The following is a 22,931-nucleotide window of genomic DNA, read 5'->3' as shown; positions in this document are numbered from 1 at the left end:
GATCAAACCGGCGCCACGATGCGCTCGCGCGGCAGCTCGACCGTCACCTTGGTGCCATTGCCCTTTTCGCTATCGACGGCCAGCCGGCCGCCATGCAGCATGACCAGCTGGTTGCTGATCGGCAGGCCCAAGCCCGTACCGCCATGTTTACGCGCCAGACCGTCGTCGATCTGCACGAACGGCTCCATGGCGCGTTTGGCCTCGGCCGGGGTCATGCCGATGCCCGTATCGGTCACGCAAACGCACAGCGTCGTGTCGGTCAACCGCGCCGCCAGCGTGACCGAGCCGCCTTGCGGCGTGAACTTGATGGCGTTCGACACCAGATTCATCAGCACTTGTTTCAAGCGCAACGCGTCGCCGCGAACGCAAACTTGCGGAAAACCGTCCTCCAGAATCAAGGCGACACCGCTCTTGCTCGCATTCGCGGCGAACAGGCGCACCACTTCTTCCGCCAATCGATCGAGATCGAATTCCGTTTCCTGCAAGTCGAACTGGCCCGCCCCGATTTTCGACAGGTCGAGAATGTCGTTGATCAGGTTCAGCAGATGCGTGCCCGATTGGCGGATATATTCGGCGTATTCGAAATAGCGCGCGTCGTTGGGCCCGAACAATCGCCCGGCCACCACTTCGGCGAAGCCGATGATGGCGTTCAGCGGCGTGCGCAACTCATGGCTCATCACGGCCAGGAATGCGCTTTTCGCGGCGGAAGCGGCTTCGGCCTCCGCCTTCGCTTCGCGTAACGCCGCCTCCACATGTTTACGCGCGGTCACGTTCTCGACCGTGCCTTCGAAGGCGACGATCTTGCCGTCGCGATCGCGCACCGCCCAGGCGTTCTCGCTGACCCAAATCCGCTCGCCCGTCGTGCGCCGCACGACTTCGGATTCGAACCCGGCGATGCGCCCCTCGCGCGCCATGATGCCGCGGAACAATTCCCGCCGCCCCGGTTCCACGTACCAGCTTTCCCGTTTCTCGCCCGCCGCCGGGTTCGCGGCGATCTGCTGTTCGGGCCGCTCGAATCCGTTGATGCGCAGCAAGGCCGGATTGACCGCGAGCTGACGCCAATTCGCGTCCGTGCGATAGATGCCGAAATTCGCGTTCTCGAAAATCGAGCGATAATCCTCGGCCAAGCGCTCCGCCTCGGCCTTCGCTTCGGCCAAGGCGCGTTCGGCCAGAATGCGCTCGGTCACGTCGATGACCGTGCCTTCATAGGCGACGATGGCGCCGGCCGCGTCGCGCACGACCCACGCGGTCTCGCTGATCCAAATGCGTTCGCCCGTCTTACGGCGGCGCACCTCGGAGATGAAATTGTCGAGGCGCCCGTTCTCGCGCATCTGACGGCGATACTCGTCGCGGCGCGCAGGGTCGACATACCAGCCGGTCGTCTTGCCGTCGACCAGCGAGGCGCGCACCGCTTCGATCTGTTCTTCGACCGTGTCGAATCCGTTCAATCGGGCGAGCGCGAGATTGGAACGCGTCTGCGCCCCGCCCGGGATCGTGCGGAAAATGCCGACATTGGCGTTGTCGTAGATCGAGCGCAGATCCGCCGCCGCGGTCTCGGCTTCCGCCTTCGCGGCGGCGAGGGCCAGTTCCACGCGCTTACGCGCGGTGATGTCCTCGATCATGCCTTCGTAATAGAGCACGCGCCCGTCCTGGCCGCGCACGACCCAAGCGCTTTCCGAGACCCAAATGCGCTCGCGCGTCTTGTGGCGGTAGACTTCCGATTCGAAATCCAGCACGCGCCCGTCGCGCTCTACCGAGCGGATGAATTCGTCGCGCCGCCCGGGCTCGACATACCATTCCTGGGCGATGTCGTTGACGGCGGCGAGCAGCTGTTCTTCCGTGTCGTAACCGTTGAGGGCGACCAACGCCGGGTTGGCGCGCAACTGCTTGCCCTCGCGCGACGAACGGAAGATGCCGTGGCTCGCGTTTTCGAACATCGAGCGGTAATTGGCTTCCGCGCGCTGGACCTCGGCCCAGGCTTCGACGAGCTGCGTCACGTCCGCGACGGTGCCGATCATCCGCATCGGCGGACCATCGACGCGGATCGCCGATTGACGCACCCAGAAGGGCGTCCCGTCGCGCCGGCGGGCCTGCCATAAGGCTTCGCGGATGGTGCCCTCGCTGATCAGCCGGTCGACCAGCCGCGTGTGATCGTCCGCGTCCGCATAGATCGCCTCGCTGCCATCCGGCAAGGCGCGGCGCATTTCGTCGGCCGAGGCGTAGCCGAACATCCGCGCGAAAGCTTCGTTGGCGCGCAAAATACGGCAATGGTCGTCGGCTTCGTAAATGCCGATATCGGTCGCGCCGAAAAGCTGAGCGAGGAATTCCGATTCCGCGAAATGCCGCTCGATCGGCTCGACCGCTGACTTGCGATCCACGACGTTGCCCGTCTCGACGATCCAGCCGACCGTCCGGTCGAGCGGCCCGTCCGGTCCCGCCTTCGCCGTCACGCCATGGACCGCCCAAAACGCGCTGCCGTCGCGCCGGCGCATTTCGACCACGACATTGTCCACGGCTTCGCCGCGCGCCAATCGCGCGCGCAAGGCCGCGCGGTCGGTTTCGCGCACGAACAGATCGCGCGAATGCGCCACGCCCGCGATCATCGCGGCCGGGCTTTCATAGCCGAACATCCGCGCGGCATGCGCGTTGGCGCGCCGGATTCTGCCGTGCGAATCCGTCTCCAAAATCGCCATGCGCGCCAGATCGGCGGCGTTCGGCGATAGGTCCAGTTCGTCGCGCTCGTCGGCAACCGTCATCGTACTCGGGTGCCCCCTTTGCGCGACTATAGCGCCGGGATCAAACGGGCGGCAGGTCTTCGATCCGCCGCCAAACCGGGCGGCCAAGACCCGCCAAAACCGCCGCTTCGCGGTCCGCTCCGGGCGAAGACGCGATCACCAGGCAGCCGTCGCAGCGCGCGGCCAAAGCCAGGGAAATCTCCATCATCCAGGCGTGGTTCGGCGGCAACCCGGCGGCTTCCAGCACGGGCAAGGCCGCGTTGACGCCGATCACGGGAATATGACCGGCCTTGGCGACCGCCACGGCCGCATCGTTCATCCGGGCGAGATTTGCGGCCCGCCCGGCCGCATCGGGGGCCGAGAACGGCCCCGCCACCATGATCAGCATCGCGCGCGTCCCCAAACGAAAACCCCCGCCGGTCGGGCGGGGGTTCGCGAACTAGGTGTTCATCGCCTCGAAGAAATCCTTGTTGGTCTTCGAGTGCTTCAGCTTGTCGATCAGGAACTCCATCGCGTCCGTCGTGCCCATCGGCATCAGGATGCGGCGCAAGACCCACATCTTCGACAGCACGGCCTTATCGACCAGCAGCTCTTCCTTGCGGGTCCCCGACTTGGTGATGTCGATGGCCGGGAAGGTGCGCTTGTCGGCGAGCTTGCGGTCCAGGATGATTTCGGAGTTACCGGTACCCTTGAACTCTTCGAAGATCACTTCGTCCATGCGGCTGCCGGTATCGATCAGGCCCGTCGCGATGATGGTCAGCGACCCGCCTTCCTCGATATTGCGCGCGGCACCGAAGAAGCGCTTCGGGCGCTGCAACGCGTTGGCGTCCACGCCGCCGGTCAGCACCTTGCCGGACGAGGGGACGACCGTGTTGTAGGCGCGCGCCAGACGCGTAATGGAATCGAGCAGGATCACGACGTCGCGCTTGTGCTCGACCAAGCGCTTGGCCTTTTCGATCACCATTTCGGCGACCTGCACATGGCGCTGCGCCGGTTCGTCGAAGGTCGAGGACACGACCTCGCCCTTCACCGAGCGGATCATGTCGGTCACTTCTTCCGGCCGCTCGTCGATGAGCAGCACGATCAGATAGACCTCGGGGTGGTTCGTCGCGATCGAATGCGCGATGTTCTGCAACATCACGGTCTTGCCGACGCGCGGCGGGGCGATGATCAGCGCGCGCTGGCCTTTGCCGAGCGGCGAAACCAGATCGACGATCCGGCCGGTGATGTCGCGGCGCGGACCGGACGGCGCGTTTTCCTTCTTCTCCGTCCGGCGGGCCGACAGCGTGCCTTTGAGGGCGATCGCCTCTTCGTCGCCCTGCGGGCGGCGCGAGGCCTTTTTCGGGATCGGCGGCGGGGCCGCTTCGGGGCTGTCGTCCGTCACCTCGAGCTGCAAGCGCGAGGTCGGATAGAACGGCGTGAGGTTATCGAAATTGATGCGATGGCGCGCGACGTCCGGCTCGTCGAAATTGATCGCGCGCACGGTGGTCAGTGCGAAATAACGCTCGCCGTCCTTGGGCGCCTTGATCTGGCCGTCGACCGTGTCGCCGGTGCGCAGGCCGTGGCGGCGGATCAATTGCGGCGTGACGTAGATGTCGTCGGGGCCGGGCAGGTAGTTCGATTCGGGGCTGCGCAGGAAGCCGAACCCGTCGGACAGGATTTCCATCACGCCGTCGCCGTAGATCGCGACGTCGTTGTCGGCCATCCGCTTCAGGATGGCGAACATCATGTCTTGCTTGCGAAGGGCCGAAGCGCCCTCGATCTGCAGCTCTTCCGCGAAAGCCAGCAACTCCGCCGGCGTTTTGCGCTTCAGTTCTTGGAGATTCATCGTCTTGGTGTTCCGCGAGGGGAGGTGTCGGCCGAGGAGGAGGATTCGAGGGGCCCGCGCCCCCGCCGTATCCGATTTGAATTCGTCCTGTTTGGAAGGACCGAGCGGTGCCGTTAAGGCTCGCTCGAATAATCGAAGATATCAGCGGGAAAATCGGCCGCAGAACGCGGCCTCGAAGATAGGGGCGACCCCCATCCGCTTGCCAATCTAGCGATTTCCCCGACCCTGTCAATCCCCCAAACGCGGGCGGAGGGTCGCAACCCCTTCGTTCAAAACGGTTTTACGATCACGAACAGCACGATCAGGATCATCAGAAGGGTCGGGATCTCGTTCTGGATCCGGTAGAAGCGCGCGGGCCGCGTGTTGCGATCGGCCTCGAAATCCTTGCGCCAGCGCGCCTGGGCATGGTGGTGCCAACTCAAGATCAGGACCAGCACGAATTTCGCGATCAGCCAGCCGGACGTCCAATCCTGGACGCTGGCCAGCAGCAGGCCGAACACCCAGGTCGCGATCATCGCCGGTCCCATGATCGCGCGCAGCAAGCGGCGCTCCATGACCTTGAACGTCTCGGAGGTGTGCGTGCCCGCCGGTGCCGCGCAGTGATAGACGAACAGGCGCGGCAGATAGAGCAGCCCCGCCATCCACGCCATCACCGAGACGACGTGCAACCACTTGATCCAGTCATAGGCGACGTAGACGATTTCCTGAATGGTCTCGAACACGACCGGCCCTTTCGAAAAATTCGCGCGCGGCGAACGGAATGCCACTTGTCCGCCGCATTCGCGTGTTTCACTATATCCGCGCACCGAGCCGCGCAATATCCAACGACGCAATGCCGATCCGTCCTGCGACGGAACTGTCCTGTAATGTGAACAGGGGCATTAGGACGGGTGCCGAAGGACACCCTTCGTGAGATCAAGATGCGGCGCTTTTCCGGATTTTTCACCCGCTGGGCGGGTGCCCTGACATTCCTGGCCTTTGCATTCGCCGCGGTTTCGCCCGCCGGCGCGCAAAGCCCCACGCGCAATATCGCCGTCTATGGCGATTCCCTCGCCGATGGCGTGTGGGACGCGTTCACCCGCAGCTTGAAGCGCGAGCCCGGCGGCTGGATCGCCACGCGGCGTTCGTCGATCGGCACGGGTCTGACGCGCTCCGATTTTTCGGCCTGGCTCGACCAGATCGACGCCGATTTCGACGCGAACCCCGCGCGCCATGTCGTGGTCATGTTCGGCCTGAACGACATGCGCGATTTTCGCGACGACCGGCGCGGGCGCGTCTACGGCACCGACGCGTGGAACGCGGCCTACGCCAAGCGCATCGACCAGCTGATCGCGCGCTTGCGCGCCAAGGCGGACGACGTCGTGTGGATCGGCTTGCCGGTGTTCCGCAAACCCGAACAGAACGACGGCGCCAAGCATCTGACCTCGCTTTACGCCGAAGCGGCCGCGCGCGCGCGCATCGCCTTCGTGCCGATCTACGACGATTTCCTGGGGCCGGAGGGCGCGTTCACGACGCATCTCGCCAGTGCCGACGGGCGGCGCCTGCAAGTGCGCGGCGACGATGGCTTGCATTTCATCGGCACGGGCTACGACATCATCGCCAACAAGGCGATGGCCGCGATCCGGCGTTTCGAAGCGGGCCAGGCGGAAGCCTCGGCGCGCTTGCCCGAAACCGCCCAGCCGCGCTGACATGATCTTCGCACGCGGTCGTTTGGGGCCCGCGTGCCTCGCCTTCCTGTTGCTGGCGAGCTGTGCGGCACAACAACCGGCCGCACCCCCTTCGTCGCCGACAACCCCCGCGATAAGCGTGCCCTTGCCGCCGGCCGACGAAAGCTTCGCGCCGCTGGCGACGGATCTGATGGCGGCGATGGTGCCGGGGGCGGCGCGCCCGCGTGTGATCCCGCGCAATACCAGCCGGCTCGACCCGTTCTTCGCCGATCTCGCATCGCTCGAAACAGGCGTGCGGCGGCGGGTGAGTATCGTCCAGATCGGCGACAGCCACACGGCGGGCGATGTGATGAGCGCACGCCTGCGCGAACTCCTTCAACAGCGCTTCGGTTCGGCCGGTCGCGGCTGGATGCCGCCGGGCAAGCCTTATCCCACCGTGCGCCATGCGGGCCTGACCATCCAGGAGACCGGCCGCTGGGCCTACGAATTCTCGCTGAACCAGCGTTCCAGCGGCCCGTTCTCGCTCGCGGGCATCGCCGCCAAGACCGGGGCGGCGGGCGCGTCGCTCGCCCTCGATACGACCGACGAGCGCGGCTTCGACGAGATTTTCGTCGCCTTGCGCCCGCAGCCCAATGGCGGGCGCGTGCGCATCTCCGTCGATGGCCGCGATCTCGCAACCCTCGACACAAGCACACTGCGCGGGCCGGTGCAGATCTTCCGCCGCGACGTGCCGTCGGGTTCGCGCACATTGCGCATCACCACGCTCGATCGCAAACCGGTCACGCTGTTGGGCTGGGGGATCGAGCGCGCGATGCGGGGGCTGGTCTACGATTCTCTCGGCGTCGTGGGGGCAAGTTACCTCACCACCTTGCGCTGGGACGAAGCCGCGGCCGCGGCTGAGCTTGCGGCGCGCGAACCGTCGCTCGTCATCCTCGTTTTCGGCACGAACGAGGGCTTCCGCAACGATCTGGACGCCGCGAGCTATACCGAAGCTTTGGCGCAGCGCGTGCGCGCGGTGCATGCCGCTGTGCCCAACGCGTCGGTGCTGGTCGTCGGTCCGCCAGATGCGGCGCGCAAATCCGATCCGCGCTGCCAGGGCCTTGCCTGCAATTGGGCCACCCCCGCCAATATCGCGCTGGTGCGCGACATCCAAATCGCCAACGCGCCCAAGCTCGGTTACGAGTTTTGGGATTGGTGGGGCTCGATGGGCGGCGCGGATTCCATGCGCCGCTGGGTGCGCGCCAATCCGCCGCTGGCGCGCGCCGATCACGTGCATTTCACTACACTGGGCTATTCGGCCGTCGCCGAACGGCTCTTCGAAGATCTGATGGCGAATTACGACGCGTGGAATCGGGCCCGCTAAATGTTGTTCCCGACGCTGAATTTCGGCCTGTTCTTCCTGGCCGTGTTCTTCGCCAGCTGGGCCCTCGCCAAACGCACCGATAGCCGCAAGCTGCTGCTGGTCGCCGCCAGCTACGGCTTCTATGCGATGTGGGACTGGCGGTTTTGCGTATTGCTGGCGCTGTCGAGCGTCGGCAACTGGGCGGTCGGCCGCGCCCTCGCCAACACGCCGGATGAAGAAGCGCGCAAACCCATCCTGCTCGGCGCGGTCGCCCTCAATCTTGTCGTTCTCGGCTTTTTCAAATACGCCGATTTCTTCCTGCTCTCGCTCGAAGGCCTGTTGAACGCCGCCGGCCTTGGGCGTGATCTGCCGCTGCTGTCGCTCGTGGTGCCGGTTGCGATCTCGTTCTTCACCTTCCACGCGATCTCCTATCTCGTGGACATCCATCGCGGTCATGTGCACCAAGCCGCCGGCTTGCTCGACATGGCGCTGTATCTGTCGTTCTTCCCGCAGCTCGTCGCGGGGCCGATCGTGCGCGCCGCCCATTTCCTGCCGCAGATCGCCGCCCCGGCCGATGCGACCCGCATCGCGATGACGCGCGCCTTCCTGCTGATCGCGGTCGGTCTGTTCAAGAAGGTCTTCGTCGCGACATGGCTTGCCGGCCTGCAAGCCGACGAGATGTTCCGCGATCCGTCGCTCTACAAGGCGGGCGATCTGCTGCTCGGCATGTACGCCTATGCGCTGCAGATCTATTGCGACTTCTCCGCCTATACCGATATCGCGGTCGGTGTCGCCGCCTTGCTCGGCTATCGCTTCCCGGTCAATTTCGACCAGCCCTATCGCGCGGCCTCGCCGTCGGAATTCTGGAAGCGCTGGCATATCTCGCTATCGAGCTGGCTGCGCGACTATCTCTATATCCCGCTCGGTGGCGATGCGGGGGGGGCGCGCACTTATGCGAACCTCGCCCTCGTGATGCTGCTGGGCGGGCTCTGGCACGGGGCTGCGTGGCACTTCGTGATCTGGGGCGCGTTGCACGGTGCGGCCCTGATCATCGCGCGCGCTTGGCCCATCGCCTTGCCGCGCGCCTTGGCGACCGCGCTGACCTTCCATTTCGTTTGCGTCACCTGGGTGTTCTTCCGCGCGGGCGATTCGGGCAAGGCGCTCGACTATCTCGCGGGGCTGCAACACCTCGCCTTGCCGGTCCATGCCAGCGGCTTCGTGATGATTCTGATCGCGCTTGGCATCGCCAGCCAATTCCTGCCCAAGGATCGTCTGGCGCGCGCCGAGGCGCGCGTCATGGACCTGCCGGCCTGGGCGCAAGGGCTGGCGCTGGGGGCCGCGATCGTCGCCATCGACGCGATCGGCCCGGCGGGCGTCGCGCCTTTCATCTATTTCCAGTTCTGACATGAAGCGCATCATCCAATATCGCCCGCCGATCGAGCCTGTTGCCGGTGCGCCTGCGCGCCCGTTACGTGACGTCTCGATCGCGATCGTCGCGGCGACACTGGCGATGCTTGTTCTCGGCTCCGGCCCGCTGGCGGCGTGGACCGAGACGCTGCCGGTCAATCCGATCAGCGATACGCTGGTCGAGATGGCCGCCGATTGGGACGATTGGATGCGTGCGCTCGGGCCGGGGGAATTCCACCCCGCCTTGCGCCGGCTTAGCCAGACGGCGACGAAGCTTTAAGCGGGCATTTGCCGCATTCGGCGGGGCACAGGCGGCCTTGCCCGTCCGCCGCGCATTCGCGGGCCGGGCCGCTCACCGCCGCGCGCACGATCTTGGCGAGGCCTTCGACAAACGCCGGATGCGTGCCGACCGTGGGGACGCGCTCGTAATGCGGCACGCCGTCTTCATGCGCTTTTTCGCGATACTCGATGTCGAGCTCGACCAGCGTTTCCGAATGCTCGGACACGAACGCGACGGGCACGACGACCAGCGGCACCTTATCTTTGCCCGCGCGTTCGATCTCGGCTTCCGTATAGGGCTTGATCCATTCGAGCGGACCGACGCGGCTTTGATAGCAAACGACGGAATCGAGATCGGGAATGCCCAATTCCGCGACGATCGCGGCGGCGGTGCGCTCGACTTGAACCTTGTAGGGATCGCCCGCGTCGATCACTTTTTTCGGCAAACCATGCGCGGAGAACAGGACGCGCGGCTTGCCATGCGCGGACGCGGCGTCGTAATGCGGCCGGATCAAATCGGCGACCGCTTTCACGAAACCCGGTTCCGTCGGATAGCAGCACACCGACGCGGTCTGCGCGTTCAAGCCCAATCGCGCCGCCGCGCGATCCCAAGCCTTCTTCGAGCTGCCCGTCGTCGTCGTCGAATACTGCGGATAAAGCGGCAGCAGCACGATGCGCTCGGGCCCGAATTCACGCACGGCCAGCGCCGCACCTTCGGTCAATGGATGCCAATAGCGCATCGCCGCGAAGCATTTGACGGCGCCGAGATCGGCGAGGGTGGCTTCCAATGCGCGCGCTTGGGCCTGGGTATTCGCCAGCAACGGCGAGGACCCGCCGATCAGATCGTAGATGCCGCGCGCTTTCGGCGCCCGGCGGCCGGAGATCAATTTCGCCAGCAACCAGCGAAACGGATTCGGAACGCTAATGATCGCCGGATCGTTGAACAGGTTGAACAGAAACGGCTTCACCGCGTCGGGTGAATCCGGGCCGCCGAGATTAAACAGGACGACGGCGATCTTCCGCATCAATTCGCCCGGTGGCGCCAGCCGCGAATGATCTCTGCCAGACGCGCGACATGTTCGGGCGGCGTTTGCGGAATAACGCCGTGGCCGAGATTGAACACGAACCGGCCGCCCGCGAGCGCCGCGAGGATCCGATTGATCGAATCCTCCATCGCCTTGCCGCCGGCAGCGAGTTTGATGGGATCGAGATTGCCTTGCACCGTCACCTGGTGCTGCAACAGCTTGGCGAATTCCATCGGCACGGATGTATCGATGCCCAGCGCATCCGCGCCCGTTTCCGCGGCCGCGTGGGTGTAAAGCATTCCCGAGCCCTTCGGGAAATAGATGATCGGGATCGATGGGTGCCGTTCGCGGATCCGGGCGATGATTTCCTTCACCGGCTCGATCGCCCAGCGCTGATATTCGTCTTCGGGCAATACGCCGGCCCAGGTATCGAAAAGCTGAAGGACTTCGGCCCCGGCTTCGACCTGGCGCGACAAATAGCGCGTCGTCGCTTCGACCAGCAAATCGATCAGCTTTTCGAACAGTGCTGGATCGCGCGCAGCAAGCAAACGGACCTTCGCAAAATCTTTCGAACCGCCGCCTTCGACCATGTAGGTCGCGACGGTCCAAGGGGCGCCCGCAAAGCCGATCAGCGCCGTATCCAGCGGCAAGGCCGCTTTGACCCGCGAGACGGTCTCGAAAATCGGCCCGAGCTTTTCAAGACTGCCATCGAGCCCCTTTTCCAGGGCCGCGATCCCTCCGGCGTCGGTCACCGGTTCCAGCACCGGGCCTTCGCCTTCCTTGAACTCGAGCTTTTGGCCGAGCCCGTGCGGGATCATCAGAATGTCCGAAAACAAAATCGCCGCGTCCATGCCGTAGCGCCGGATCGGCTGCAACGTGATCTCGGTCGCCAAATCGGGGCGTAAACACAGATCGACGAACCCCTTCGCTTGCGCCCGGGTTGCGCGATATTCGGGCAAATAGCGGCCGGCCTGGCGCATCAGCCAGAAACACGGCCGCGCTTGAATTTCGCCTCGGATCGCGCGCACGAAAGATTTTGGTTGGGTCAACATGGCCTGCTCGCAAGAATGGGCGGAGTGTAGCCACGCGGCTCCGAAGGAACCAACATAAAGATAAGATTCTTAAAAGGATGAGGTAGTGGATGGGTGCCTGTGGATACCGGGGACGCAGGCCTTTAGTCGTCTTGTCCGGTGGAAACGACGGGCGTCGCCGGCATGTGGATCATCGCTTGGTCAACTGCCGGAAAGCATCGTGCCCCGGACGATTCAGAAGCATACGGGCTGTGAATCACAGCGACGGGTGAATCGGGGATAGATTCAAAACCGCCCGGTTTTCCCAGTTATCCCCGGAATGCCGATTGTGACCTTCCCCATGGGGTCAAGCCGGGCTTGACGTGTACGGGTCTCGGGACCGATTTTCGACCCCTGTGGATGACACCCCTGTTTATCCCCGCGGTCCCCATAATCCCCGGTCCTGAATGTCCGACGACATCAAACGATTCCATCTGCATCTCGTCTCCGACGCGACCGGCGAAACGCTCATCGGCATCGCGCGCGCGTGTCTCGTGCAGTTCGAAGAGGTCGAGCCCGTCGAGCATATGTGGTCGATGGTACGCTCGGACCGGCAGATCGAACGCGTGCTCTCCGGCATCGCCGCGAACAAGGGCGTCGTGCTCTACACGTTGATCGAACAACATGCGCGCGCCGCGTTGGAAGAAGGCTGCCGCGCGCTGGGCGTGCCCTATATCCCGGTTCTCGATCCGACGATGGGTGCGTTGTCGAATTATCTCGGTCTCAAAACGCGCAATCTGCCGGGTCGGCAGCACGCGCTCGACGCCGAGTATTTCCGGCGCATCGACGCGATCAACTGGGTGATGGCGCATGACGACGGCATGTCGACGCATGGCTTGACCGAAGCGGAGGTCATCCTGATCGGCGTCAGCCGCACGTCCAAAACGCCGACTTGCATCTATCTCGCCAATCGCGGCGTGAAGGCGGCGAACGTGCCTTACGTGCCCGGCGTGCGCTTGCCGTCGGAAATCGACGAATTGATCGACAGCGCCGAGCCGCCGATCTTCGTCGGCCTCACCAACGATCCCACGATTTTGGTGCAGCTGCGGCGCAACCGGCTCAATATTCTCAACGAGAACCGCGAAACCGACTATACCGACCTCGACAAAGTCAAAAGCGAAGTCGCCGAGGCGCGACGCTTCTTCGGTTCGCAAGGCTGGCCGGTGATCGACGTCGCCCGCCGCTCGATCGAGGAAACGGCCGCGCAGATCATGACCATGGTTCAAGAACGGCGCGAGAAAGCCGCCCCGAAATGACGAAACTGCAACTCGAAAACGGCCCGCCGATCGTGCTCGCCTCGCAAAGTGCGGCGCGGCGCAAAATGCTGGAAGACGCGGGCGTGCATGTCGAAACCTACCCTGCGCGCGTCGACGAGGACGAGATCAAACTCGCCATGCGTGCCGAGGGCGCCAAGGTCGAGGACGCGGCCGTCAAACTCGCCGAAGCCAAGGCGCGGCGCATCGCCGAGAAATTTCCCGGCGCCATCGTCATCGGCTGCGACCAGATGCTGGATTGCAACGGCGTGTGGTTCGACAAGCCCATCGATCGCGCGCATGCCGCCGCGCATTTGCGCGCTTTCTCGGGCAAGACGCATCGTCTGGTCAGTGCGGCCGTCGCCTATCGCAACATGGTGCGCGTTTGGCATCATGTTGACAGCGCCAAGCTGACTGTCCGTATCTTGACGGACGAATTCATCGAAACCTATCTTGACGCGACGGGCGATGCGGCACTGGGAAGTGTGGGCGCCTATCAGCTCGAAGGGCTGGGCGCGCAGTTGTTCACGCGCGTCGATGGCGATTACTTCACCGTGCTGGGCATGCCGTTGTTGCCGTTGCTGGGCTTCTTGCGCGCGAACGGCGCGCTCGTCCCATGATCAAGGGCAGCACAAAGCTTGCGGGCGTGATCGGCTGGCCGGTCAAGCATTCGCGCTCGCCGCGTCTGCATGGCTTCTGGGCGAAGCATTACGGCATCGACGCGGCCTATGTGCCGCTCGCCGTGAAGCCCGAGGATTTCGACGCGGCGGTGCGCGCTTTGCCGAAACTCGGCTTCGCCGGCGCCAATGTCACCGTGCCGCATAAGGAAGCGGCGTTGAAACTCGCCGATATCGTCGACGCCAGCGCCAAGCGCATCGGGGCGGCGAATACGCTGATCTTCCATGCCGACGGCAAAATCGAAGCGCGCAATACCGACGCGTTCGGCTTCGGCGCGCATCTGACGCAGTCCGCGCCGGATTGGCGCAAGGATCGGCCGGCGGTCGTGCTGGGGGCCGGCGGCGCGGCCCGTGCGATCCTGGTCGGCTTGCTCGATGCCGGCGTGCCGGAAATCCGCCTCGCCAATCGCACGCGCGCGCGGGCCGACAATCTCGCCAAGGAATTCGGGCCCAAAATCCGCGTCGTCGATTGGGCGGCGCGCGAAACCGCGCTCGACAAGGCGGGCTTGCTGGTCAATACGACCACGCAAGGTATGGATGGACAACCGGCCCTCGATATCGATCTCGCGGGCTTGCCGGCCGACGCCGTCGTGAACGATCTGGTCTATGTGCCGCTCGAAACGCCGCTTCTCGCCCAAGCCCGCAAGCGCGGCCTTAAAACCGTCGACGGGCTTGGCATGTTGCTGCACCAGGGCCGCCCGGGTTTCGCCGCGTGGTTCGGCACGATGCCCGACGTGACGCCCGAACTGCGCGCGTTCGTGGGCGAAGGCATCAAATGAAAATCATCGGCCTGACGGGCTCCATCGCAATGGGCAAGTCGGTGGCCGCGAAGATGTTCCGGCGCTTGGGGCTGCCCGTGCGCGATTCCGACGCGACGATCCATCGCCTGTTAGCCAAAGGCGGAGCGGGCGTGACGCCCGTCGCGAAGCTGTTCCCCGATGCGATCGTCGACGGGGCGGTGGACCGGCGCAAACTCGGCGCCAAAGTTTTTGCCGATCCGACGGCGCTCGCCCATCTCGAAGCGATTCTGCATCCGCTCGCGCGCCAGGATATGAAAGCGTTTCTCGACCAGCATCGCCGCCGCCACACCAAGCGCGTCGTGCTCGATGTGCCGTTGCTGTACGAAACCGGACTCGACGCGGTTTGCGACGCTGTCGTCGTGGTCAGCGCGTCGCCCGCGATCCAGCGCCAGCGCGCGTTTTCGCGGCCGGGCATGACCAACGAAAAACTTGCGGGCATCCTCGCCCGCCAAATGCCGGATTCCGAAAAACGCCGCCGCGCGGATATCGTCGCGGTCACGGCGTTGGGCTATCTTCCCACCTTGCGCGCGCTCAAACGCGCGATCCGAATGACGGGCTGATTCATATGCGCGAAATCGTTCTCGATACCGAAACCACCGGCCTCGATCCGTCGAAAAACCGCATCGTCGAAATCGGTGCGATCGAATTGATGAACCACGTGCCGACCGGCCGCCATTTCCACAAATACATCAATCCGGAAATGGATATCCCGGCCGAAGCGACCAACGTGCACGGCATCACGAACGAGCGCGTGGCCAAGGAGCCCGTCTTCGCCGAGATCGCCGCCGAGTTCATCGAATTCGCCGGCGACGCGAAATTCGTGATCCACAACGCCGAATTCGACATGGGCTTCCTCAACGCCGAGTTCGCGCGTTTGGGGTTCGAGAAAATGCCGATGTCGCGCGCGATCGATACGGTGCGCATGGCGCGCCAGAAATTTCCGGGCTCGCCTGCGTCGCTCGACGCGCTGTGCAAACGCTTCGAAATCGACAACACGCATCGCACGCTGCACGGCGCGCTGCTCGACGCCGATCTGCTGGCGAAGGTCTATCTCGAACTGATCGGCGGCCGGCAATCGGGCATGGAATTCGGCGCGCAGAAGACTGCGATCGAAGCCGCCGTGGCGGTCAAGCGCGTGGCGCGGCCCGCGCGCCCGCACGCGCCGAGCGAGGCGGAGCTCGCCGCGCATGCGGCGGCCCTCGCCAAGCTCAAAGCGCCGGTCTGGATGAATTGACGCGCGAAGCGCGCGTCAGTTCGGCAGGATGATCTTCGACGTCGGGCCTTGTGCCGACGGGGCGGGCGGATTGCCCGCCGCGGCTTGCGCTTCGGCGCGGCGGCGATAGATCTCGACGAAATCGACGGGCTGCAGCATCAGCGGTGGGAAGCCGCCTTCGCGCGTCGCGTCGGCGACGACGTTGCGCGCGAACGGGAACAGCATGCGCGGGCATTCGATCAGCAGGAACGGGCCCATATGCTGCTCGGGCACGCCCTGCACCTGGAACACGCCCGCGTAGAGGCATTCGATCTGGAACACGACGTCGTCGCCGGCCATCGCCTTGGCGGCGATCAGCAGCTCGACCTCGAACACGCCATCGGCAAGCGGGCGGGCTTCGGTCTTCACGTCGGCCGAAACCTGCGGGTTCTTGTCCTGATTGAGGAAGATGTCCGGTGCGCGCGGCGATTCGAACGACAGATCCTTCAGGTACTGGGCGACAACGCCGAACACCGGGCCTTGCTGGCCTTGAGCCGCGTCGGTCATGGACATCTCCTTATCGAGAAAAAGCCGGGTCGAGGTAGCACGGGAACCGTGGCAGCCTCAAGCGGGGGCTCAATCGGCGAATTCGAGGCGCACGATCTCGCCGTTCTTGGGCTCGATCCCGGTCAGCGCGCGGATGAAGCCCCAATGCGAGACGACCGCGATCCTGTCGCGCCCGGAAAGCCCGCGCGCGGCTTCGCGAAAGCGCCGCCCGCGCTCGATGATTTGGGCTTCGCTTTCCTCCACGCCGAGCGTCACGTGGTCGTGCCACCAGGTTTCGTCGAGATGGGCGAAATCGAGCTCGGGGAAGCGTTTGACGAGCTCGGGCGTGGGCGTGCCGATATCGCAATGGAACGCCGCGCGTTCGCGCACCAGCGGTTCCACCGCGATGGGGATGCGCAATTCGCGCGCGATGATCGACGCGGTTTCCAGGGCCCGGCGATAGGGGCTCGCCAGCAATCGTTCGACGCCATGCGCCGCCAAAACGGCAGCGGCCTCGCGCGCTTGGCGCTTGCCTTCCTCGGTCAAGCGCGGGTCGGGGATTCCCGGGTCGATACGGGTTTTCGCGTAGGCCGCGTTGAATTCCGATTGTCCGTGACGAATCAACAGCATGGGAACGAAAGGGGGGTCTCTCCCAAAGGGGCCGAAAATAGGGATCGCCGCTTGTCGCGGGCATTCAAGGGGCCTATTTATAACGGGAGTTTCACACCCCCCAAAGAGGAACGGTTTCGCCGATGGGCGACATGGCTTTTCTGGATATCGTGCTATTCGCCGCCGTCGCCGGGTTTCTGATCTTGCGTCTGCGTTCGGTCTTGGGCCGTCGCAACGGGGCGGAGGATGCCGAGCGTTGGCGCGCCCGCCCGCCCGAGCGCACGATGGAGCGCGCCGAGCAGGTGCCCGACAACGTGACCCAATTCCCCGGCGCGCCGAAATCGGCCGAGCCGACCGCCGAGACCGCGAACGAAACCGCCGGCATCGATACGACCGGCAATCCGGAACTGCGCAAGGGCATCGACGATATCCGCCGCGCCGACCGCGATTTCGACGCGGCCGGGTTCGTGGGCGGCGCCAAGGCGGCGTTCGAAATGATCGTCACCGCCTTCGCGCAAGGCGATACGGCGACGCTGAAGCCATTGCTTGCCGCCGATGTGTTCAAGGGTTTCGAGACCGCGATCAAGGACCGCATCGCCGCGAAGGAAACGCGCGAGACGACGCTGGTCGGCATCCGCTCGGCCGAGATCGTCGGCGCCACGATGGAAGGCCGCAACGCGCTGGTCACGGTGCGGTTCATCTCCGAACAGGTCAACGTGACGCGCGACGCCGACGGCAACGTGGTCGATGGCGATGCCGCAAAGGTGCTGCGCCTCACCGATCAATGGACCTTCCAGCGCGACACCGGCAACCGCGATCCGAACTGGATCCTGGTCCGCACCGAAGAGCCGGCCTGACCTTGAAGCGTTTCGTCGCGGCGCTCGCATTGGCGGCGTTGGCCGCTTGCGCGCCGCGCGAAGCCCCGCCGCCCGCCGCCCCGCCGTTGCCGAAATTGGCGCTGGCAGCGGCCTCGTTCGCGGATCTGCCGGGCTGGGCCGAAGACCGCCACGCCGAATTCCTGTCCGCGTTTGCGCGCACCTGTGCAAGGCTCGCGCGCTTGCCCGATGATCGCGAAACGGGGTTGGGCGGGCGCGCCGCCGATTGGCGTGCGCCGTGTGCGCAAGCCGCCGCGATCCCGATGGGCGACCATGTGGCGGCCAAGCGTTTCCTCGAATCCGCGTTCCGGCCGTTCCTCGCGTCGGACGAAGCCGCCGGGCCCGATGGCCTTTTCACGGGCTATTACGAGCCGGAATTGCGTGGCTCGCAGACCCGCACGGGCGCCTACACGATTCCGCTGCGCGCCCGCCCCGCCGATCTGGTGATGGTCGATCTGGGCGAGTTCCGGCCGGAGCTGCGCGGCCAGCGCATCGCGGGCAATGTGGTGAACGGCAATCTCCGGCCTTATCCCGCGCGTGCGGGCATCAATCAAGGTGCGATCGACAACCGCGCCGAGGTGCTCGTCTGGGTCGACGATCCGGTCGATGCGTTCTTTCTGGAAATCCAGGGCTCCGGCCGCGTCGTGCTGCCGGATGGCCGCGTATTGCGCTTGGGCTATGCCGCGCAAAACGGCCAGCCTTATGTCGCGATCGGCCGCACGCTGATCGAACGCGGTGCGCTGACGCGCGAAACCGTATCGATGCAGTCGATCCGCGCCTGGCTCAGCGCCAACCCGGCCGAGGCACGTGCGGTGATGGAAACGAACCCGTCTTACGTGTTCTTCCGCGTGCTCGACGGCGACGGGCCGCTGGGGGCGGAAGGTGTCGCCCTCACGCCCGGCCGTTCGCTGGCCGTCGACCGGTCCCTGATCGCGATGGGATTGCCGCTCTGGCTCGATGCCGAAGACCCGCTGACGCCTGGCACACGCATCCGCCGGATGATGATGGCGCAGGATACCGGCGGCGCCATTCGCGGCGCCGTGCGCGGCGATGTGTTCTGGGGCGCGGGGGCGGACGCCGCCGAACGTGCGGGCAAAATGCGCTCGCCCGGCCGCTATTGGCTGCTCTTGCCGCAAGCGATCGCCGAACGGCGTATGCGCGGTTCCTGACATTTCGTCATCCCGGCCGAGCGTGAGCGAGAGCCGGGATCCCGGGTCGCACCGGCGCTGCCGCGCCGGCTTGCCCGGGATGACGGAAGCGTTTCTAAGCCGTGATCGGAATATGGCGCGGCTGCGCGGCGACGCGCGCCAGCCACGCGCGAAGGGCGGGGTAGGGTGATAGATCGAACCCGCCTTCTTCGGCGACATGCGTATAGGCATAAAGCGCGATGTCGGCGATCGTGAAGCGCCCGGCGGCGAAGAATTCGTTCGCGGCGAGATGCGTTTCCATCACGCCCAAAGCCGCGACGCCGCGCGCGCGTTTATCCTCGATCGCCAGTTTGCGATACGGCGTCATCTCGACCTTGTGCGTGATCCAATAACGCACGGTCGCGATATTCGGCTCGTGGCTGTACTGCTCCCAGAACAGCCAACGCAGTACCTGCGCGAAATCGGCGGCGTTCTCGGGCAACAGATCGGTGCCCTTGGCAAGAAACGCGAGGATCGCGTTGGATTCCGGCAGCTTGGTGCCGTCGTCGAGCACCAGCAGGGGCACACGCCCGTCGGGATTGAGGGCGAGGAAATCGGGACGGCGCGTGGCGCCCGTGTCGATATCCATTTCGATGCGCGTATAGGGCAAGCCCCGCTTGTGCAGCATCAACCGCACCTTATAGGCGTTGCCCGAGGAAAGATTGTCGTAGAGCACGGTCATGCCCTCCGGTATAGACGGACCAACGCCGCCCGCAACCGGGTAATTCGAAGCCAAGGCTAAGCACCGCTATGTCTCGCCGATTGCCGCCTTTGGGCGCGTTGCGCGCCTTCGAAGCCGCCGCACGCTTGGGCGGGTTCAAGGCGGCCGCGCGCGAATTGGCCGTGACACCCGCCGCGATCAGCCAGCAAGTGGCGCAGCTCGAAGCCGGGCTGGGGGTCGCGTTGTTCCGTCGCCACGCGCGCGGCGTGGCGTTGACCGATGCGGGCAGCGCCTATCTGCCGGGATTGCGCGACGGGTTCGATCGCTTGGCCGAAGCGACGCGCGGGCTGGGGGCACGGCCGCGCGCGGGCCGCATCGTCGTATCGGTGCTGCCGAATTTCGCGACCAACTGGCTGGTGCCGCGCCTACCCTCGTTTCGGCGGCTTTACCCCGAGATCGACGTGCACATACGCTCCGAAATCGCGACGGTCGATTTCGCGCGCGATGGCGTCGACCTTGCGGTCCGTTACGCGAAGACGGCCCCGGCGGGTTTTGCATCGCGGCTGTTGTCACGCGAGACATTGTTCTTGGCCGCCGCCCCGTCGCTCGTGGCGGGCAAACCTGGTTTGCGCCGCCCGGCCGATCTCACGCGCGCGACGCTGATTCACGACACGAGTGCCGGGCGCAGCGAACCGCGTCTCGCCTGGGAACCGTGGCTCGATCTGCTGGGCCTGCCGCGCGCCTTGGCGCAGCGCGGGCCCGGCTTCATGGACAGCAGCGCGATTTTTCAGGCCGTACGCTTGGGTCATGGTGTGGGGATCGGACGATCGGTGCCGCTGGCCGACGATCTCGCCTTAGGGCGGATCGTGAAGCTGTTCGATCTGGAACTGCCCTCGGGCTTCGCTTATTGGGTCGTCCATCCCAAAGCGGCGGCCAAGGACGCGCGCGTGGCGGCCTTCGCCGATTGGGTTGCATCGGCGTAGCGCGCTGGGCATTCTCCGCCCGGAAAAGAGGAACCCCGAAATGCCCGTCATCACCACGATCGAAGATCTGCGACGCCTGGCCCAACGTCGCGTCCCGCGCATGTTCTACGACTATGCGGATTCGGGTTCCTGGACCGAGCAGACGTATCGGGAGAACACGTCGGATTTCGCCAAGATCCGCCTGCGCCAGCGCGTCGCCGTCAACATGGACGGCCGCAGCTTGAAGACGCAGATGATCGGCCAGGACGTGTCGATGCCGGTGGCGCTGGCGCCCACGGGCCTGACCGGCATGCAGCATGCCGACGGCGAAATCCTGGCGGCGCGCGCCGCGGCGAAATTCGGCGTGCCGTTCACGCTGTCGACGATGAGCATCTGCTCGATCGAAGACATCGCGCAGAACACCGACAAGCCGTTCTGGTTCCAGCTTTACATGCTGCGCGACCGCAAATTCATGGAACGGCTGATCGACCGCGCCAAAGCGGCGAAATGCTCGGCGCTGGTGCTGACGCTCGATCTGCAAATCCTCGGACAGCGCCATAAGGATTTGAAGAACGGCTTGTCCGCACCGCCCAAGCCTACGCTCGCCAACATGATCAATCTCGCCTTCAAGCCGCGCTGGTGCCTGGGCATGCTCGGCACCAAGCGCCGCTTCTTCGGCAATATCGTCGGCCATGTGACGGGCGTCGAAGACGTATCGTCGCTGTCGTCGTGGACGGCGGGCCAGTTCGATCCGACCCTGAATTGGGCCGACGTCGCCTGGGTCAAGGAACGCTGGGGCGGCAAGCTGATCTTGAAGGGCATTCAAGATATCGAAGACGCCAAGCTCGCCGCCGCGTCGGGGGCCGACGCATTGATCGTGTCGAACCACGGCGGGCGCCAGCTCGACGGTGCGATTTCGTCGATCGCAGCGCTCGCCCCGATCGTCGATGCGGTGGGCGACAAGATTGAAGTCCATATGGATGGCGGCATTCGCACGGGCCAAGATGTGCTGAAAGCCATCGCCATCGGCGCGAAGGGCACCTACATCGGCCGCGCGTTCTTGTACGGCCTGGGCGCGATGGGCGAGGCGGGTGTCACCAAGGCGCTGGAGATCATCCGCAAGGAACTCGACATCACCATGGCGTTTTGCGGCAAGACCGATGTGCGCACGCTGGATCGGGGCGATCTGATCGTGCGCAAGGACGCGCAGCGCGAACTCGGCCTGCGGCATTAGGTACAGGACGGATGCGCAAGGCGATCGTCCCCGACGCGCATCTGTTCGAAGCCTCGATGCGCGACGTGAAGCCCTTGAAGGCCAAGCGTCGCGCGCGGGCCGTGCCGAAGCCCGCACAAGTCGTTGCGCCCGTCGTCGAGAAGCCGATCCTCTACACGGCGAAAGCGCCGCGCGGGCTGCCGCCATCGCCCAAGCCCGCCGCCGCACCGAAGCCGCAAGTGCCGGGGCTCGACGGTTCGACCGAACGCAAACTCACGCGCGGATTGTTGGACATCGACGCGACGATCGATCTGCACGGCATGACGCAAGCGCAAGCGCATACGACGCTCGATCGCTTCGTCGGACGGCATGTGAACCAAGCCTCGCGCGTGTTGCTGGTCGTCACCGGCAAGGGCAAGGGCGGGGACGGCGTGCTCAAACGGCAGATGCCCGAATGGCTGATGGCGGGGCCCTATGCGTCGCGCATCTTGCGCATCGTCACCGCCGCGCGCGGCCATGGCGGCGGCGGCGCGTTCTATGTGCTGCTGCGGCGCAAGCGATGACGCCCTTCGGCGCCAAGGTTCGTGCGTTGCGCCGCGAGCGCGGCATCACGATGAAGCGCATGGCCGGCGACCTCGATATCAGCCAGGCGTTCTTATCCGCCCTCGAACACGGCCATCGCGGGCGGCCCAGCCCCGCACTGCTCGTGCAGATCTGCGAATATTTCCATCTGATCTGGGACGATTACGAGGAGATGCACCGCCTTGCGCGGCTGTCGCATCCGCGCGTCGTGGTCGATACGCGCGGCCTCGACCCCGTCCGGACGGAGCTTGCCAACCTGTTGGCCGACAAAATTGACGGTTTGTCGGACCTGGATGCCGCAAACCTCCTGGAACGCCTAAAAAACGCGCAGGTTGTGGCGAAAAGGTCGCGAACATCCCGTTCGTAACTCTTTGTTTTAGCTTATAAATTCCTTATTTCGGCCCGATTTCTCCGGTCTACTCGTTCGCGTGGAACGACAAGAACGGAGAATCCCGATGTCCCCCCAAGTTTCGTCCCTGAAGCGTCCCTCGCTGAAGCGCTCGGCCGCGGTTGCGTTGGTCCTCGCCGCGGCCCTTTTCACCTCCGCCTGCCAAATGACGCAGACCGAGAACCGCGTCGCCACCGGTGCCGCGATCGGTACGGGTGTCGGTGCGGCGGCAAGCATCATCGGCGGCGGCGGCCTGCTGACCAACACGCTGGTCGGTGCGGGCGTGGGTGCGGCCGGCGGCTGGCTCTACGACCAGGCGAAAAAGAAATAAGCGAAAGGAGACGACCATGACCGCTCTAACTCTCAAGCGATCGGGCACGCTGGCTTTTGCGCTCGCGGGGGCGTTGCTGCTCTCCGCCTGTCAGATGAACAAGACCGAGGAACGCGCCGTCACCGGTGCGGCGATCGGTACGGGCGTGGGTGCCGTGATCGGCGCCATGTCCGGTGGCCTCGATATGGGGGCCGGCGCCGTTATCGGCGGCATCGTCGGTACGGCCGGCGGCCTCGCCTATGACGCGATCGAGGGCGACGGCAAGAAGCCCGCACGGAAATAGGCATAGGGCGCTCGGGAAC

The 22,931-nt window shown here is 65.0% G+C and carries 26 protein-coding genes; 17 read left to right on the top strand and 9 right to left on the bottom strand.

The window, feature by feature from the left end; genetic code table 11:
• Positions 1 to 2: 2 nt before the first annotated feature.
• From J0H39_02570 to hemJ, 4 genes are all read right to left on the bottom strand, one after another.
• The gene (locus J0H39_02570; protein MBN9495614.1) at positions 3 to 2,756 is read right to left on the bottom strand and encodes a PAS domain S-box protein; all 2,754 of its coding nucleotides are present in this window, start codon (positions 2,754 to 2,756) and stop codon (positions 3 to 5) included.
• Positions 2,757 to 2,796: 40 nt separating this feature from the next.
• Complete coding sequence (locus J0H39_02565) at positions 2,797 to 3,123, bottom strand: hypothetical protein (GenBank protein ID MBN9495613.1); 327 nt, start codon at positions 3,121 to 3,123, stop codon at positions 2,797 to 2,799.
• Positions 3,124 to 3,174: 51 nt separating this feature from the next.
• Positions 3,175 to 4,563, bottom strand: a complete 1,389-nt coding sequence (gene rho, locus J0H39_02560) for a transcription termination factor Rho (protein MBN9495612.1) — start codon at positions 4,561 to 4,563, stop codon at positions 3,175 to 3,177.
• A 269-nt stretch (positions 4,564 to 4,832) separates the two neighbouring features.
• On the bottom strand, positions 4,833 to 5,213 hold the full coding sequence (gene hemJ, locus J0H39_02555; protein MBN9495611.1) for a protoporphyrinogen oxidase HemJ: 381 nt from the start codon (positions 5,211 to 5,213) through the stop codon (positions 4,833 to 4,835).
• A gap of 270 nt (positions 5,214 to 5,483) precedes the next feature.
• On the opposite strand from hemJ, the gene J0H39_02550 reads away from it, so the two are divergent.
• From J0H39_02550 to J0H39_02535, 4 genes are read left to right on the top strand one after another with little or no spacing between them, the layout of a single operon-like run.
• Positions 5,484 to 6,251: a DUF459 domain-containing protein gene (locus J0H39_02550; GenBank protein MBN9495610.1), complete on the top strand. Its 768-nt coding sequence runs from the start codon at positions 5,484 to 5,486 to the stop codon at positions 6,249 to 6,251.
• Position 6,252: 1 nt separating this feature from the next.
• Positions 6,253 to 7,593, top strand: a complete 1,341-nt coding sequence (locus J0H39_02545; protein ID MBN9495609.1) for a hypothetical protein — start codon at positions 6,253 to 6,255, stop codon at positions 7,591 to 7,593.
• On the top strand, positions 7,594 to 8,976 hold the full coding sequence (locus tag J0H39_02540; protein MBN9495608.1) for an MBOAT family protein: 1,383 nt from the start codon (positions 7,594 to 7,596) through the stop codon (positions 8,974 to 8,976).
• A gap of 1 nt (position 8,977) precedes the next feature.
• On the top strand, positions 8,978 to 9,259 hold the full coding sequence (locus tag J0H39_02535) for a hypothetical protein (protein MBN9495607.1): 282 nt from the start codon (positions 8,978 to 8,980) through the stop codon (positions 9,257 to 9,259).
• Here the strand turns inward: J0H39_02535 and hemH are convergent.
• Positions 9,234 to 10,283, bottom strand: coding sequence for a ferrochelatase (gene hemH / locus J0H39_02530; GenBank protein MBN9495606.1), 1,050 nt, complete (start codon positions 10,281 to 10,283; stop codon positions 9,234 to 9,236). The two genes, J0H39_02535 and hemH, sit on opposite strands and share 26 nt — an antisense overlap.
• On the bottom strand, positions 10,283 to 11,335 hold the full coding sequence (locus tag J0H39_02525; GenBank protein MBN9495605.1) for a uroporphyrinogen decarboxylase: 1,053 nt from the start codon (positions 11,333 to 11,335) through the stop codon (positions 10,283 to 10,285). The genes hemH and J0H39_02525 overlap by 1 nt, the downstream gene beginning before the upstream one ends.
• A gap of 437 nt (positions 11,336 to 11,772) precedes the next feature.
• Between J0H39_02525 and J0H39_02520 the strand changes: the two genes are divergently transcribed.
• Genes J0H39_02520 through dnaQ form a run of 5 tightly spaced genes read left to right on the top strand, consistent with a single transcriptional unit; the run spans position 11,773 to position 15,317 of the window.
• Entirely contained in the window at positions 11,773 to 12,609 is an 837-nt protein-coding gene (locus tag J0H39_02520; GenBank protein ID MBN9495604.1) for a kinase/pyrophosphorylase, read from the top strand.
• Positions 12,606 to 13,226 (top strand): septum formation protein Maf, encoded by a 621-nt coding sequence (gene maf / locus J0H39_02515; GenBank protein MBN9495603.1) that lies wholly within the window; start codon positions 12,606 to 12,608, stop codon positions 13,224 to 13,226. The genes J0H39_02520 and maf overlap by 4 nt, the downstream gene beginning before the upstream one ends.
• A complete protein-coding gene (locus J0H39_02510; GenBank protein ID MBN9495602.1) occupies positions 13,223 to 14,062 on the top strand; it encodes a shikimate dehydrogenase in 840 nt (279 codons plus the stop codon). The genes maf and J0H39_02510 overlap by 4 nt, the downstream gene beginning before the upstream one ends.
• Entirely contained in the window at positions 14,059 to 14,643 is a 585-nt protein-coding gene (locus J0H39_02505; GenBank protein MBN9495601.1) for a dephospho-CoA kinase, read from the top strand. The genes J0H39_02510 and J0H39_02505 overlap by 4 nt, the downstream gene beginning before the upstream one ends.
• 5 nt (positions 14,644 to 14,648) lie before the next feature.
• A complete protein-coding gene (gene dnaQ / locus J0H39_02500; protein MBN9495600.1) occupies positions 14,649 to 15,317 on the top strand; it encodes a DNA polymerase III subunit epsilon in 669 nt (222 codons plus the stop codon).
• Positions 15,318 to 15,332: 15 nt separating this feature from the next.
• On the opposite strand, the gene secB is transcribed toward dnaQ, so the two are convergent.
• Complete coding sequence (secB, locus tag J0H39_02495) at positions 15,333 to 15,848, bottom strand: protein-export chaperone SecB (protein ID MBN9495599.1); 516 nt, start codon at positions 15,846 to 15,848, stop codon at positions 15,333 to 15,335.
• Positions 15,849 to 15,911: 63 nt separating this feature from the next.
• Positions 15,912 to 16,451 (bottom strand): histidine phosphatase family protein, encoded by a 540-nt coding sequence (locus J0H39_02490; GenBank protein ID MBN9495598.1) that lies wholly within the window; start codon positions 16,449 to 16,451, stop codon positions 15,912 to 15,914.
• 122 nt (positions 16,452 to 16,573) lie between these two features.
• Between J0H39_02490 and J0H39_02485 the strand changes: the two genes are divergently transcribed.
• Together J0H39_02485 and J0H39_02480 are read left to right on the top strand one after the other, a co-directional pair.
• The gene (locus J0H39_02485) at positions 16,574 to 17,287 is read left to right on the top strand and encodes a Tim44 domain-containing protein (protein MBN9495597.1); all 714 of its coding nucleotides are present in this window, start codon (positions 16,574 to 16,576) and stop codon (positions 17,285 to 17,287) included.
• Positions 17,215 to 18,474, top strand: coding sequence for an MltA domain-containing protein (locus J0H39_02480; GenBank protein MBN9495596.1), 1,260 nt, complete (start codon positions 17,215 to 17,217; stop codon positions 18,472 to 18,474). Before J0H39_02485 ends, J0H39_02480 begins: the two co-directional genes overlap by 73 nt.
• A 94-nt stretch (positions 18,475 to 18,568) precedes the next feature.
• Here J0H39_02480 and J0H39_02475 read toward each other — a convergent pair whose 3' ends face one another.
• Positions 18,569 to 19,174 (bottom strand): glutathione S-transferase family protein, encoded by a 606-nt coding sequence (locus J0H39_02475; protein MBN9495595.1) that lies wholly within the window; start codon positions 19,172 to 19,174, stop codon positions 18,569 to 18,571.
• A gap of 68 nt (positions 19,175 to 19,242) precedes the next feature.
• Here J0H39_02475 and gcvA point away from each other — a divergent pair, with 68 nt between their 5' ends.
• From gcvA to J0H39_02445, 6 genes are all read left to right on the top strand, one after another.
• Positions 19,243 to 20,136: a transcriptional regulator GcvA gene (gcvA, locus tag J0H39_02470; protein ID MBN9495594.1), complete on the top strand. Its 894-nt coding sequence runs from the start codon at positions 19,243 to 19,245 to the stop codon at positions 20,134 to 20,136.
• Positions 20,137 to 20,176: 40 nt separating this feature from the next.
• Positions 20,177 to 21,349 carry an alpha-hydroxy-acid oxidizing protein gene (locus J0H39_02465; protein ID MBN9495593.1) on the top strand — a complete coding sequence of 391 codons (1,173 nt, stop codon included), beginning with the start codon at positions 20,177 to 20,179 and terminating at the stop codon, positions 21,347 to 21,349.
• Positions 21,350 to 21,360: 11 nt separating this feature from the next.
• Positions 21,361 to 21,891: a Smr/MutS family protein gene (locus tag J0H39_02460; GenBank protein MBN9495592.1), complete on the top strand. Its 531-nt coding sequence runs from the start codon at positions 21,361 to 21,363 to the stop codon at positions 21,889 to 21,891.
• Positions 21,888 to 22,277, top strand: a complete 390-nt coding sequence (locus J0H39_02455; GenBank protein ID MBN9495591.1) for a helix-turn-helix transcriptional regulator — start codon at positions 21,888 to 21,890, stop codon at positions 22,275 to 22,277. Before J0H39_02460 ends, J0H39_02455 begins: the two co-directional genes overlap by 4 nt.
• A 109-nt stretch (positions 22,278 to 22,386) precedes the next feature.
• A complete protein-coding gene (locus J0H39_02450; protein ID MBN9495590.1) occupies positions 22,387 to 22,629 on the top strand; it encodes a hypothetical protein in 243 nt (80 codons plus the stop codon).
• A gap of 16 nt (positions 22,630 to 22,645) precedes the next feature.
• On the top strand, positions 22,646 to 22,912 hold the full coding sequence (locus tag J0H39_02445; protein MBN9495589.1) for a hypothetical protein: 267 nt from the start codon (positions 22,646 to 22,648) through the stop codon (positions 22,910 to 22,912).
• Positions 22,913 to 22,931: the final 19 nt, after the last annotated feature.

It is taken from the genome of Alphaproteobacteria bacterium, assembly GCA_017308135.1.
In the GTDB taxonomy this organism is placed as follows: Bacteria; Pseudomonadota; Alphaproteobacteria; order CACIAM-22H2; family CACIAM-22H2; genus Tagaea.
The sequence above is the reverse complement of the archived record's forward strand: the minus strand, read 5'-3'. Positions and strand labels throughout refer to the sequence as shown.

Bases quoted from the DNA above. Each gene is read 5' to 3' on its own strand.
- J0H39_02570 (MBN9495614.1), bottom strand. From the start codon at position 2,756: ATGACGGTTGCCGACGAGCGCGACGAACTGGACCTATCGCCGAACGCC.
- J0H39_02565 (MBN9495613.1), bottom strand. From the start codon at position 3,123: ATGCTGATCATGGTGGCGGGGCCGTTCTCGGCCCCCGATGCGGCCGGG.
- rho (MBN9495612.1), bottom strand. From the start codon at position 4,563: ATGAATCTCCAAGAACTGAAGCGCAAAACGCCGGCGGAGTTGCTGGCT.
- hemJ (MBN9495611.1), bottom strand. From the start codon at position 5,213: ATGGCGTGGATGGCGGGGCTGCTCTATCTGCCGCGCCTGTTCGTCTAT.
- J0H39_02550 (MBN9495610.1), top strand. From the start codon at position 5,484: ATGCGGCGCTTTTCCGGATTTTTCACCCGCTGGGCGGGTGCCCTGACA.
- J0H39_02545 (MBN9495609.1), top strand. From the start codon at position 6,253: ATGATCTTCGCACGCGGTCGTTTGGGGCCCGCGTGCCTCGCCTTCCTG.
- J0H39_02540 (MBN9495608.1), top strand. From the start codon at position 7,594: ATGTTGTTCCCGACGCTGAATTTCGGCCTGTTCTTCCTGGCCGTGTTC.
- J0H39_02535 (MBN9495607.1), top strand. From the start codon at position 8,978: ATGAAGCGCATCATCCAATATCGCCCGCCGATCGAGCCTGTTGCCGGT.
- hemH (MBN9495606.1), bottom strand. From the start codon at position 10,283: ATGCGGAAGATCGCCGTCGTCCTGTTTAATCTCGGCGGCCCGGATTCA.
- J0H39_02525 (MBN9495605.1), bottom strand. From the start codon at position 11,335: ATGTTGACCCAACCAAAATCTTTCGTGCGCGCGATCCGAGGCGAAATT.
- maf (MBN9495603.1), top strand. From the start codon at position 12,606: ATGACGAAACTGCAACTCGAAAACGGCCCGCCGATCGTGCTCGCCTCG.
- J0H39_02510 (MBN9495602.1), top strand. From the start codon at position 13,223: ATGATCAAGGGCAGCACAAAGCTTGCGGGCGTGATCGGCTGGCCGGTC.
- J0H39_02505 (MBN9495601.1), top strand. From the start codon at position 14,059: ATGAAAATCATCGGCCTGACGGGCTCCATCGCAATGGGCAAGTCGGTG.
- dnaQ (MBN9495600.1), top strand. From the start codon at position 14,649: ATGCGCGAAATCGTTCTCGATACCGAAACCACCGGCCTCGATCCGTCG.
- secB (MBN9495599.1), bottom strand. From the start codon at position 15,848: ATGTCCATGACCGACGCGGCTCAAGGCCAGCAAGGCCCGGTGTTCGGC.
- J0H39_02490 (MBN9495598.1), bottom strand. From the start codon at position 16,451: ATGCTGTTGATTCGTCACGGACAATCGGAATTCAACGCGGCCTACGCG.
- J0H39_02485 (MBN9495597.1), top strand. From the start codon at position 16,574: ATGGGCGACATGGCTTTTCTGGATATCGTGCTATTCGCCGCCGTCGCC.
- J0H39_02480 (MBN9495596.1), top strand. From the start codon at position 17,215: ATGGACCTTCCAGCGCGACACCGGCAACCGCGATCCGAACTGGATCCT.
- J0H39_02475 (MBN9495595.1), bottom strand. From the start codon at position 19,174: ATGACCGTGCTCTACGACAATCTTTCCTCGGGCAACGCCTATAAGGTG.
- gcvA (MBN9495594.1), top strand. From the start codon at position 19,243: ATGTCTCGCCGATTGCCGCCTTTGGGCGCGTTGCGCGCCTTCGAAGCC.
- J0H39_02465 (MBN9495593.1), top strand. From the start codon at position 20,177: ATGCCCGTCATCACCACGATCGAAGATCTGCGACGCCTGGCCCAACGT.
- J0H39_02460 (MBN9495592.1), top strand. From the start codon at position 21,361: ATGCGCAAGGCGATCGTCCCCGACGCGCATCTGTTCGAAGCCTCGATG.
- J0H39_02455 (MBN9495591.1), top strand. From the start codon at position 21,888: ATGACGCCCTTCGGCGCCAAGGTTCGTGCGTTGCGCCGCGAGCGCGGC.
- J0H39_02445 (MBN9495589.1), top strand. From the start codon at position 22,646: ATGACCGCTCTAACTCTCAAGCGATCGGGCACGCTGGCTTTTGCGCTC.